Origin of the sequence: Xenorhabdus griffiniae (assembly GCF_037265215.1) — a bacterium.
In the GTDB taxonomy this organism is placed as follows: Bacteria; Pseudomonadota; Gammaproteobacteria; order Enterobacterales; family Enterobacteriaceae; genus Xenorhabdus; species Xenorhabdus griffiniae.
Genome location: NZ_CP147737.1, coordinates 1,295,931 through 1,307,016, shown reverse-complemented (window position 1 = coordinate 1,307,016; position 11,086 = coordinate 1,295,931). Strand labels below are relative to the sequence as shown.

Sequence of the window (11,086 nt, the reverse complement as noted above, 5' to 3'; positions counted from 1 at the left end):
CAACCTGATTATCAGCTCTGTTTGTTTATTCAGAATGAAGGGATAAACGCCATTCGTTGACAAATATCTTCAATATTCTGTAAATCTGTACGGATCACAATTGGAGTAATTCCCACCCCTAACTCATATGTCACAGCTTTCAGATTTGGGCACTGAGCTAGTGCCTGTTCCAACAGTGGGAAAACACTATCAACAATTGGTTCTGAGTGTGTATCACGGTATCTCCATGAATGGTTTGGGTGTACACTCCCCCCAGCAATATGAATTTCGTTCACTGAGGTCAATGGAAGGCTAGCTAATACATCCGGTGGCTGTAGATCACAATAAATGGCATATGAAAATACGTGGCTGATGTCTAAAACAATATTACAGTCTGTCGCATCAACTAGCCGATGGAAAAACTCACCTAAAGCCATTTCTCCTGCAACAATGCTGAAAGAAGGTATTTCCGCAGAAAAAGGAATACTGGAAACAGACTGAATCGTTTTCACACCTTCAATTGCCATAGAAAGAACGGATTCACAAAGTACTGGCGCAGCAAAATAAGGTAAGTTGTAAGGGCCAATATTCCAGATACCGATATCTTCCAGACACCAGTATGCCTGGAGAGTCTCACTAATGGCATTTTGCCTTACAAGCACATCAGAGCGTAATCCATCAATACCTGCTGGCTCCATTCCAGAAAAATGATGAATGATAGGATATTGAGGATATTTATTACGAAAAGCTTGTGCAACATCCTCATTAGGTATGGCCACGACAGATAAATGACTAATTCCGTTTTGCGCTAATTGTAATAATTTAGTTAAGTCATAACCATAATTATGTGTATAATCAATTCCTAACCCTACTCGTGCATTCATACAACCTCCCGACAGGATAATGCCACTTTGCCACTTTCGTTATGAAAGCGAAGCTTAGCTAATTTATTTTTAAAAATTATTTCCTTGAGAGAGTTTATTGTATCTAATTTAGATAGAGTAAAATAACGATCACAGTTAATTTCTTCTGTTATGGATTTTTCATTATTTCTGGAAATTGTAGAACTCCATGGTGAGTTTGTCATTCCGGTAGAAATGCCAGAATAAATACCATCAATAAGAAAAGGAATTTTTTCTTCTTCCATCAAATCTGCATTTGTATAAACAAAATAGCAAAAGCTTTCAATCAATGTTCTACTATTCCAATTCCAGAAACTATCCGAATCACAATATAAATTTACAAGCTTAAGGAAAAAATCCTTACTAAAAAAGCGTGGAGAAAAATGCATATCTGCATAAAGTACTGTACGTAAATTTCTGCGACGAGCAGCCCGCTCAACTACCAGTCTGTCGTGATCCATTGTAGAATGGATATAATGATACTCTTTTTCCGCACCTGTAATACAACAATGATCACTATATAGTAGTGATACGTAGGCTTTTTGTAATAACTTAGCATCCATTTCATCCTCCTGAAATAGCTATTTCAAAAGACAAAATGTCACCATCATTTAATGAAGGATTACTCTCTACTGACATGACATTATTTATAAAAAGAGTAACGAAAGGTTTAAGTTTAAGATTATCGTCTTTAGATATCGCAATCAAAGAAAAAATATCGATATGTTTCTCCTGCATCTCTTTTAATATTTCATAAAGATTATTTGCTGAGATAATAATCTGTCTATTTCCGCTAACAGATTCAGGAAATGATATAGTAATCATATTAATTCCTTCAATTATTTATTGGTTTTGACACAAACAGTCAGTGCGTCTCTTGGTCACTAATAATTGATATTTATTATTTAACAAATCAAGTTTCAATAGCTTTCCATCTAATGTATCACCTATATTTAGAATAACTTTCAATGCTTCATTTGCCTGATGTAATCCTAAAATACCTGGAATAATTCCAACTACACCATTCTCAGAGCATGAGGGGGACAAAGTTGTTGGTGGAGCTTCGGGGTAGATACAGCGGTAGCAAGGAGAATAAGGTTGAGTACGTGCCATTACATGGCCTGTAAATCGTTGTACGGCAGCAGAAATTAATGGTTTATTTGCCCTTACTGCAGCATCATTTATCGCATAACGAGCATTAAAGTTATCTGTACAATCGATGATTATATCGTAATCCTCCAGAATAGGCTGAATATTCTTGATATTAATGGCAACATCTATGATTTTTATTTTGATGCCAGAATTTAATGCTTTTAGCGTATGAAGGGCTGATTCAACTTTTTTCTTTTGTAACATCGTTTCATTATGGATAACTTGCCGTTGTAGGTTACCTAAATCGACGATATCGTGATCAACAATGGCAATTTCACCTACCCCAGCGGCTGTCAAATAAAGCAGACAAGATGAACCTAGTCCCCCTGCTCCAATGACCAGTATTTTAGACTTCATGATTTTTAATTGTCCATGAAGTCCAATATCTTTTAAGGAGATATGACGCGCATATCGGTTTTTCTCGGTTTGGCTTAAGATTGTGGAGGGTTGTTCTACAGAATTACCTCCTGCTTTCCATGCTTCGAAACCACCCTCAAGAGAATATATATTAACGAAATTCAGTGCAATTAAGCCCAATGCAGCGTATTTTGAACGAAGCCCACTAGCACAAAACAAAACAATTGGATGATCTAGTTCAACTTGTCTGTTTTTTAGCTCAATTTCCAAAAAACCTCGTCCTAGGGTTAATGCTCCGGGAATTGTGCCATTAGCAAATTCATGGCTTTCCCGAACATCCACCAATAGAAAGCTATTAAGTTCTTTTAATGCATTAATTGTTATTGTTTCAACATCTTGAATATCACCCATAATATTGCTCATATTAAAGTCTGTTTTTAGATGAAAAACTAATTTTAATTAAAATTATATGGTTAAGAATTTTAGTCGTGATTTAGACATGGCCGCATCGCGGCCATGTAGTATTATTCTTGCCACTCTTTGTTGGAAACTACACCTGTAATATCTAACAACAATTCATTTTCCGCATCGGAATTTTCTGCATTCAGTTCGGCTACAGCAATTTCCAATTCTTGAGCTTTATCCATTTTATTTTCCTTCTATATATGTTTGTAAGAGTGTAAAAAATGTCAATATACGCACCATTTTACATTTTATGTTGCGAACAAAACTCATGTTAATTTAATGTGTTTTTTTGTCAAAAAAATGTTCTATCTTGTATATGAAATATTGATAAATGATAACGGCATTTCTGATATTGGCTAGGAGAAAATATATCCGTTATTCCGCACAGCGATATCTGTAATACAATGATTTTAAAGCGTTTGCATAATACTTGCGTAAATATTAATTTTTAATTAAAACAATGGATTAAGAATACGATTCGGAATGTAGATGTATCTTCAGGTCACATATTTTATGATCTCTGATTTAAATTATCTGGGATATACACCTAACGCGTTGGATTATATTTTGAAGTTATTGTTAATTAAATTTAAATTTGACTGACAAGAGTATATGTAGATACATTGCTTGGGCATTAACTTGCAGGTACTCCCGTCGTTCCTAAACATTGAGTTATGTCGGGTATACAACATTATTAGGGCATATCTCTATCATCGATAGTTCCTGCTGATAACCACTTTAACCTACTTAGAGCGACACTGACGCGCTATGCTTGTCTTCTCCGAGTTACCGGGCTAATACATTAACCCAGTAACTCGGAGAGCTGAAAAACACCTTCCAGAGAAAATTTTTTTGCTTACCCCCTGTATTAAAGAATTAGGGATAAAACTGTTCACCCTGTTCACCTTTGAATATTTTTGTTTAAATTCATATTGTTAAAGGATGATAGCTTGAAATAAAACTCATCACCACTCTTCACCTAACCGTTCACCTCAAACTAAAATAAGGTGAACAGAGGTGAAGACTTGTGAACAGTTTAAAAATAACTATTCACCCTATAATATATTGATATATCTGGTTTAAATTATAGAGTGAACAGGAATGAACACTTTTTTATATTTCTTTGAAAAATGTCTGTAATCAGAAAGAATTATTCTTCTGGTAGGTTATCCCTTGTCAATTTTGGCAGCCACTCGATGGCAGTATCAAGATCCAGACTCAGATTGCTGCGAATGCCGTATTTGCTTTTCTTGCGCAGGTAATGCTGGTTGTACTCCGCCAGTGCGCCCGGCATATCCATACCAAAACGGGTTACGGAAACAGGTTTATTCAGATTGTTGCCTTTCATATAAGCAAGGTAGGCATGATAAAGGTACTTACGGGGATTGAACGGCACAATCTCTGCATTACCGATTAACAGGCCGTCAGTTTCATGGGAAGCCACCAGATAACCACAGAAATCGACTAATGGATCGGTGTTGCGTTTGATATCCAGCGCTTCATCTGATTTCTGTTGCTCTGCCAGTAAACGCCTTGCTGATTGTGGATCAGCAAATCGATGCAGCAGATGCCGGATAATCACGGGTAATTCTGCTGCGATTTTATCCCGCAGAAGTGGATCACGTTCATTTTCCGGCACAACTTCGGAAAAATTGAAGATTACCCGACGCCGTGATACACCACCACTGCGATCACTGAAACTCATGGCATTATTGTTTACCGCCAAGACCACCGCAGGAATGCGGGTTGAGTAGGGCTGTTTATGCTTTGGATCGATAGCCACTTCATCGCCGCCTGTAATGGCCTTAATACCTGAGCCATCGCCCACATAGCGGGTCTGGTCTGGCAGGATAATCAGCGAATAGCCGACAATCAACGCCCGTTCCCGTGGAATTTCTAATGCAGACATACTTGCTGAAACAGTATTACCTTTACCCGCCAGCATTGAACAGATTTCAGCAAAGATGCTTTTACCACTGCCTCCGGCGCCAGTGATTTCCAGAAACAACTGCCAGTCGTAACGATTCGCCAGCACCATAAATAGGGCTGCCAGCACGCGATCAAACTTGTTCTCACAGTTGGCTGTTGCCCGGTTAAGCCATTGCCAGAACTGCGGGGCATGGTCTTTTAGCGTTTCCGCCAAAATGGGGGAATTGAATTCAACGTCATTGGTAAGCAATAACCAATCATGTTTACGGTGAGGTCTGAATCGGCAGGCTTTCAGATCAAATACACCGTTACTGAATCCGATTAAGTGGCGCTCTGGCGGCTGCATCATGGGAAGCTGCAATTTCAGGGCATCCACCGCAGAACTGATACCATGAGGTGAGTACGGTAATTTCTCTTCCATAAAGGCCGCGACCATTTCCCGTTTTAAATCGCGGTCACTGACCGGACGCCAGACAATACCATCATAGTGATGGACGGTTTCCGAAGCGCCATCCAACGCCAAATTGCTGTCATAACGCGCCAGCAACACTTCTCCGCGCTGGCTGGCACCCATCTGGCATAATGTCAGCTTAGAAGACTCGACGTCATTGGGCTGAGTGGCTGCTTTTTTCTTGGTTGGTGTCGGTTGATAAAGCCCCTGAACAAAGGCCAGCTCTGCTATTTTCACACTATTTTGCTGGCGATAATCATCCCAATCGGCTTTATGTTCTGTCGGTGGTAACGTAACCCAACCATTCACCGCAAGGGCAGCTTTTTCTGCTGAGATCTTGCCGACATTCACTTTGGGTTTCCCGTTCTTATCCAGCTCGTCGGGGCGGTGCCAGTCATTATCTGCGGCAATAATGATTTTGGTGTCCGGCCAGCGTTCCCGAATGGCTTTGGCAACAGAAGATAAATTGCCCTCATCCAGCGCCGCCAGAACAGTGCCTTTATAGAGCTGGCTAACCGTGAGTGCCGTGGCGTAACCTTCGGTAATAATTACCGTCTCCGGATGCTCTTCCAGCGCTGTCAAGGGAATAAACGCGCCTTTTTTCTGGCTGCCGGGGAAGAATTTTTTCTCGCCATTGGGTTTGATGATTTGAGCGCCTGCGACTTTTTTATCCAGTGCTGTCAGTACCAGCACTGTCGAATTATCAAACAGTAGCCGCTGATCAAGGTGTTTCAGACCCTTTGCAGTCAGATAGGGTGATTGCCCGGCGACAGTTTGTGCCATCAGTGCCGCCACTCTTTCGGCAATCGGTAGTGTTGGATAATGGGATCCTTTGGCTGGCTTGGGGGCTGGCAAAGGTAGCGCCAATACATTAGCAACAACTTTTGCCGCCTCAGTAACAGAGATCCCTTTGGTTCTTGCCACTAAATCCAGTCCATCACCATAGTTTGGATAATCACATTGGCGGCAATGCCAGTTGCCATGATGGTGATCATCGATAAAGTGAAAACGGTCGGTGCCACCGCAGATAGGACAAGCGCCATGCTTTCCCTTTGCGGGGATATCAATACCACAAGCGGGCAACAGATTTTGCCAGGAATACATAGCCGAAGTTTTCACGGTCTGGATAAGATCAAGCGGTTTTTGGCTGCCTGATGTTTTTTGAACTGTAAATTTGGGGCGAGTTTGGGTATGCTGTGTATCAGCCATCATTTTTACCTTGCTTAATGGTTGTTGGTGAAACGCCTCGCAGTGTGTGCCGCACTTCGGGGCGTTGTATTTTTATGTTACGTGTCTTATGTCATCTTCTTTTCTGTGTTATGCCGCCCGCGATTCAGCAATACGCTGGGCAATCCAGTCATCAATCTCTGCTTCAATAAAAGCAACGGAACGCGGGCCAATCTTGACCTGTTTCGGGAATGCGCCGTCACTAATCAGTTTGTAGATCCACGCTTTGCTGTAACCCGTTCTGCGTTGTACTTCTGGCAAACGAATCAGGCTTGTTTTCAATGCTGCCACTGTCATGTCACTTCTCCTGTTACCCAGTCCCTGAAATATCATTGTGGACGTTGTTTGATGACAGGCGGATTATTTAAAAAGCAAGACTTAATGAACAGCGTTAATTGTTTTTCTCCCGATGAAAATTAAACGGGTTACAAATTGTACTAACGGCTCTTGCTGTCGCGCAGCGGCTTGGCGAAGTCATACGGTGTAATGGAATTTTCCCGGTTGGCATCCAGATAATCCGCCCACCATTGCACCATCAGCCGCCGTTCATCCAGATGTTTAGAAGTGTGAATATACGCCGCCCGGACGTTGTTTCGTTCGATATGGCTGAGCTGGCGTTCGATGGCATCATCGCTCCACAGACCGGATTCGCCCATTGCACCGCGTGCCATTGTACGGAAGCCATGCCCGCAGACATCGGTTTGAGTGTCGTAGCCCATCGCCCGTAATGCCTTGTTAACCGTGTTTTCGCTCATGACTTTCGCAGCATCATGATCACTGGGGAATACCACTTCGCAGTTGCCGCTCAGTACGTTCAACTCTTTGAATAACGAGACAGCTTGACGGCTCAGCGGCACGATGTGATCCGTTTTCATTTTCATGCCGCGTTCAGAGAAGCGAACGCCTTTGATGGGTTTTCGTGTGGCGGGAATTTTCCACACCGCATTTTCGAAGTCAATTTCCTGCCAGCGGGCAAATCTCAGTTCGCTGGAGCGCACAAACGTCAGCAGCGCCAGCCTTACCGCGATCTTGGTCAGTAAGCGCCCGCGGTAAGCAGACAATCGGTTTAGAAAATCCGGTAAACATTCATGGGGCAGGGCGGGATGGTGACGGGATTTGGTGGTGGTAAGTGCGCCAGCCATATCATTGGCCGGGTTGGTTTCCAGAATATCATTCTGGACAGCATAACGCATGACAGCGGTGATACGCTGGCGTAGCCGTTGTGCTATATCGTGTTTGCCCTGTTCATCAATGGCTTTGACGGGCGCTAAAAGCTGGCTGGTGCGTAATGTGGTAATATCGCGTGCACCGATATGCGGGAAAATAGACTGCTCAAGGCTGCGCAGCACTTTTTGACGGTGGCTGTCGCTCCAGCGTTTGTTGCTGGCGTGCCATGCACGGGCGACCTGTTCAAAGGTGTTAACTTTGGCGGGTGTTGGTGTGCCTTTTTTCTCTGCTTTGGGGTCGATCCTCTGAGCCATCAGCTTCTTGGCTTCATCGCGCTTAGCACGGGCATCGGCTAATGATATGGCGGGATAAACACCAAATGCCAGTCGGTCTTCTTTCTTATCGGTCGGGCGATAATATTTCATCCGCCAGTACTTCGAGCCGCGAGCAGTGACTTCTAAATAAAGACCGCCACCATCGGCAAGTTTGTAGGTTTTTTCTTTGGGCTTTGCAGTGTCGATTTGTCGTGCGTTGAGTTTCATTATTAAGGGCATTCCTTGAATCGAACGGTAAGTGCCCCGAATTATGCCCTTCGCTGCCTCTTGATTGCAACAGACGAAACTAGACCTAAAAATAAGAAAGGGTGTTGATTTTGCTGGGTTTGAGAGAAATTGTTTGACTGGGCTGGACTTCACTGGAAGTTGAAGTGGTGCCCGGAGGCGGAATCGAACCACCGACACGGGGATTTTCAATCCCATCGTAAGTTAATTCAATGTAAAATCGCCTAATCTGGCAATTTGTACGCTTAACTTTAATGAGTGTACAAATGAAGATACTTCCCATCATTTCTCCCAAAGGCGGAGAAGGTAAATCCACGCACGCCGCGAATCTGGCCGGATTTTTGGCCGATGCGGGTTTAAATACTCTCCTGATTGACGCCGATTATTCACAACCCACCTCCAGCAGTATTTTTAACCTGGGCTATGAAGCCCCCACCGGGCTGTATGAGCTGTTGATGCAGACGATGGATCTAAGGGAATCGAAGCGGATCATTTCCCGCTCGGTGATCAACCATCTCGATATTATTGTCTCCAATGATCCCGATGAACTCTTGCCGACTGCGATGCTGCATGCCCCTGACGGGCGTCTTCGTCTGCGCAATATTTTGCAACATCCCATTTTTCAGCAATACGATGTCATTATTATCGACTCCAAAGGGGCAACCGGGGTGATGACGGAGCTGGTCGTGCTGGCTGCCACACATCCTGTGCTGGGGGTAATTAAACCGATTTTGCCGGATGTGCGGGAGTTCCTGCGCGGCACGCTGCGGATGCTGACCCGCCTTAAGTCATTTGAAAATTACGGCATTCAGCTTCCGCTGATCCAGATACTGGCCAATGGCATTGAAGGCACTAATTTAGATCGCGACACGCTCAATGAACTGACCGATATTATCGAACAGCAACGGTATGATGCGTCCGCGCTGGGCGGCAGGTGTGTTTATCAGTTGCTGAATACCCGAATAGATCTGCTGGATATCTACAAACTGGGGCATGTTCGTGCCCAGCCCGTTCATCGTCTTGAGTATAAAACCACCCGAAAAAGTCCCGCCGCCGCCCAGACCATGTACAGTCTGGCCTGTGAATTGTTCCCTGAATGGCAAGCGAAATTTGATGCCGTGTTGATTAACCAGCCGACGGGGGATGCACAATGAATGTTATCTGGCGAGCGGTCTGTTTTTGTTATGACCATGCAGCATTACCGTTTACGGATACACGGGATGAATGGTTTGTATTTGTCGATGCGCCGGATCGTCGGGCAGCAGAGGCAAAGCTCCGGACATTATTATCCGTTATCTGGGCGGTTTCTCCTGAGAAGGTGGAGTATTTCATTCCCCGTCACGAAGAGGAATTGCGTGGATTGTCACTGTGGGTGCCTGGTATATCGGATGATTTGACACTGATGGAATGTGGCTGGGAAAAGGGCAAGCCGCAATATTTAACCGCAAAAGATGTGCTGTTCTGGGTGTCTTCTCCCCACCTGCAACAGCGTTTAGTGAGGGCACTGAATGCCGTCAACAGGGAGGTGACCCATGAATCTGGATCATGAGGCTTTACAGGCCATCAGTGAAGCGGAACCCAGCTATGCTTATGCCGAGGTGGGGGTAATTGGCGGACTGGTACTGGACAATGATCGCTGGGATAGTGTGGTTCAGTTGCTGGCGGCCGACGATTTTTTCTTCCCGGCACACCGAATAATCTATCAGGCTATTGCGGAGCTGAGCGAAAAAAATTGCCCGTTTGATCTCATTACCCTGACCGACAGGCTGACACAGCGGGGACAAATAGACAGCGCCGGCGGTTTTGCTTATGTGGCGGAAGTGTGTAAGAACACACCGAGTGCCGCCAATATTGAGGAATATGCCCGCATTGTGGCGGAAAAAAGCCGGTTACGTCAGTTACTGGCACTGGGGAAATCCCTCAGCGCGGAAGTCTTCCAACCTAATATCCAGTCAGAAACCCTGATTGAGCAGGCAGAAAGTCACTTATTTAATCTGGCGGAGAAGGGCGCCGTTCGGCAACATCAGGCCGTGACCCTGCTGCAAGGCGCAGATACCCTGATTGCCCATCTGGAACGCATACAGGGCAGCAACGGCATCACGGGCACCCCCACAGGTTTTCAGGAGCTGGATGACATGACCTGTGGCTTACAGGCGGGCGACCTCATTCTGCTGGCCGCCCGTCCTTCCATGGGGAAAACGGCACTGGGGCTGGCCTGTTGTCTCGGTGCCCTGCGGCATCGGGACGATGCGGTGGTACAGATTTTCAGCCTGGAAATGCCGATCGCCCAATTGATGCTGCGTTTGTCGGCGATGGAAGGCAGCGTAGCATTAAGTGCGCTGCGCAGCGGTCTGCTGGATGATGAACAGTGGGGACGCATCAGCCAGAGTCTGGATCAGTTTGCCCAATGGGATAAGCGGCTGATTATTGATGATTGCAGTTACCAGACCCCCGCGCTATTACGTGCCCGTGCTCGCCGTTATACCCGCCAATACGGCAAACCCGCTTTGATTATGGTGGATTACCTCCAGTTGATGTGCGCCCCCGGGCAGGAAAATCGCACCCAGGAAATTGCCGATATCTCCCGCAGCCTGAAAGCGTTGGGCAAAGAGCTGGAGTGTCCGGTGCTGGCGTTGTCCCAGCTGAACCGGCAGGTGGAAGGCCGTGCCGATAAACGTCCGAACAACGGCGACCTGCGGGATTCCGGTTCGCTGGAGCAGGATGCCGATCTCATTCTTCATCTTTACCGCGATGAAGTCTACCACCCGGAAACACCGGACGCTGGGATTGCAGAGATCATTATCGGTAAGCAGCGTCAGGGACCGACCGGCACGGTGCGTGTGCGGTTTGACGGCCGGTATACGCGTTTTTCGGATATCGACAGCGGCGGGAGGTAA

11 protein-coding genes are annotated in these 11,086 nt (G+C 45.2%); 3 read left to right on the top strand and 8 right to left on the bottom strand.

Annotation, left to right across the window (positions count from 1 at the left end; all coding sequences use genetic code 11):
• Positions 1-29: 29 nt before the first annotated feature.
• From WDV75_RS05865 to WDV75_RS05830, 8 genes are all read right to left on the bottom strand, one after another.
• On the bottom strand, positions 30-863 hold the full coding sequence (locus WDV75_RS05865) for a DUF692 family multinuclear iron-containing protein (protein WP_273571220.1): 834 nt from the start codon (positions 861-863) through the stop codon (positions 30-32).
• Positions 860-1,444, bottom strand: a complete 585-nt coding sequence (locus tag WDV75_RS05860) for a hypothetical protein (RefSeq protein WP_273571222.1) — start codon at positions 1,442-1,444, stop codon at positions 860-862. The genes WDV75_RS05865 and WDV75_RS05860 overlap by 4 nt, the downstream gene beginning before the upstream one ends.
• A gap of 1 nt (position 1,445) precedes the next feature.
• Positions 1,446-1,706, bottom strand: coding sequence for a MoaD/ThiS family protein (locus WDV75_RS05855; RefSeq protein ID WP_099118155.1), 261 nt, complete (start codon positions 1,704-1,706; stop codon positions 1,446-1,448).
• An 18-nt stretch (positions 1,707-1,724) separates the two neighbouring features.
• On the bottom strand, positions 1,725-2,801 hold the full coding sequence (gene moeB / locus WDV75_RS05850) for a molybdopterin-synthase adenylyltransferase MoeB (RefSeq protein ID WP_273571224.1): 1,077 nt from the start codon (positions 2,799-2,801) through the stop codon (positions 1,725-1,727).
• Between the two features lie 113 nt (positions 2,802-2,914).
• Entirely contained in the window at positions 2,915-3,037 is a 123-nt protein-coding gene (locus WDV75_RS05845) for a hypothetical protein (protein ID WP_255430643.1), read from the bottom strand.
• A 968-nt stretch (positions 3,038-4,005) separates the two neighbouring features.
• A complete protein-coding gene (locus WDV75_RS05840) occupies positions 4,006-6,444 on the bottom strand; it encodes a toprim domain-containing protein (RefSeq protein WP_273571226.1) in 2,439 nt (812 codons plus the stop codon).
• A gap of 108 nt (positions 6,445-6,552) precedes the next feature.
• The gene (locus tag WDV75_RS05835) at positions 6,553-6,759 is read right to left on the bottom strand and encodes a helix-turn-helix transcriptional regulator (RefSeq protein ID WP_273571227.1); all 207 of its coding nucleotides are present in this window, start codon (positions 6,757-6,759) and stop codon (positions 6,553-6,555) included.
• Between the two features lie 140 nt (positions 6,760-6,899).
• Positions 6,900-8,171 carry a tyrosine-type recombinase/integrase gene (locus WDV75_RS05830; protein WP_273571252.1) on the bottom strand — a complete coding sequence of 424 codons (1,272 nt, stop codon included), beginning with the start codon at positions 8,169-8,171 and terminating at the stop codon, positions 6,900-6,902.
• Between the two features lie 284 nt (positions 8,172-8,455).
• On the opposite strand from WDV75_RS05830, the gene WDV75_RS05825 reads away from it, so the two are divergent.
• Genes WDV75_RS05825 through dnaB-PI form a run of 3 tightly spaced genes read left to right on the top strand, consistent with a single transcriptional unit; the run spans position 8,456 to position 11,086 of the window.
• Positions 8,456-9,343 (top strand): ParA family protein, encoded by an 888-nt coding sequence (locus WDV75_RS05825; protein ID WP_273571229.1) that lies wholly within the window; start codon positions 8,456-8,458, stop codon positions 9,341-9,343.
• Positions 9,340-9,738, top strand: a complete 399-nt coding sequence (locus tag WDV75_RS05820; RefSeq protein ID WP_273571231.1) for a hypothetical protein — start codon at positions 9,340-9,342, stop codon at positions 9,736-9,738. The genes WDV75_RS05825 and WDV75_RS05820 overlap by 4 nt, the downstream gene beginning before the upstream one ends.
• The gene (gene dnaB-PI / locus WDV75_RS05815) at positions 9,722-11,086 is read left to right on the top strand and encodes an SPI-7-type island replicative DNA helicase (RefSeq protein WP_273571233.1); all 1,365 of its coding nucleotides are present in this window, start codon (positions 9,722-9,724) and stop codon (positions 11,084-11,086) included. The genes WDV75_RS05820 and dnaB-PI overlap by 17 nt, the downstream gene beginning before the upstream one ends.

Bases quoted from the DNA above. Each gene is read 5' to 3' on its own strand.
- WDV75_RS05865 (WP_273571220.1), bottom strand. From the start codon at position 863: ATGAATGCACGAGTAGGGTTAGGAATTGATTATACACATAATTATGGT.
- WDV75_RS05860 (WP_273571222.1), bottom strand. From the start codon at position 1,444: ATGGATGCTAAGTTATTACAAAAAGCCTACGTATCACTACTATATAGT.
- WDV75_RS05855 (WP_099118155.1), bottom strand. From the start codon at position 1,706: ATGATTACTATATCATTTCCTGAATCTGTTAGCGGAAATAGACAGATT.
- moeB (WP_273571224.1), bottom strand. From the start codon at position 2,801: ATGGGTGATATTCAAGATGTTGAAACAATAACAATTAATGCATTAAAA.
- WDV75_RS05845 (WP_255430643.1), bottom strand. From the start codon at position 3,037: ATGGATAAAGCTCAAGAATTGGAAATTGCTGTAGCCGAACTGAATGCA.
- WDV75_RS05840 (WP_273571226.1), bottom strand. From the start codon at position 6,444: ATGGCTGATACACAGCATACCCAAACTCGCCCCAAATTTACAGTTCAA.
- WDV75_RS05835 (WP_273571227.1), bottom strand. From the start codon at position 6,759: ATGACAGTGGCAGCATTGAAAACAAGCCTGATTCGTTTGCCAGAAGTA.
- WDV75_RS05830 (WP_273571252.1), bottom strand. From the start codon at position 8,171: ATGAAACTCAACGCACGACAAATCGACACTGCAAAGCCCAAAGAAAAA.
- WDV75_RS05825 (WP_273571229.1), top strand. From the start codon at position 8,456: ATGAAGATACTTCCCATCATTTCTCCCAAAGGCGGAGAAGGTAAATCC.
- WDV75_RS05820 (WP_273571231.1), top strand. From the start codon at position 9,340: ATGAATGTTATCTGGCGAGCGGTCTGTTTTTGTTATGACCATGCAGCA.
- dnaB-PI (WP_273571233.1), top strand. From the start codon at position 9,722: ATGAATCTGGATCATGAGGCTTTACAGGCCATCAGTGAAGCGGAACCC.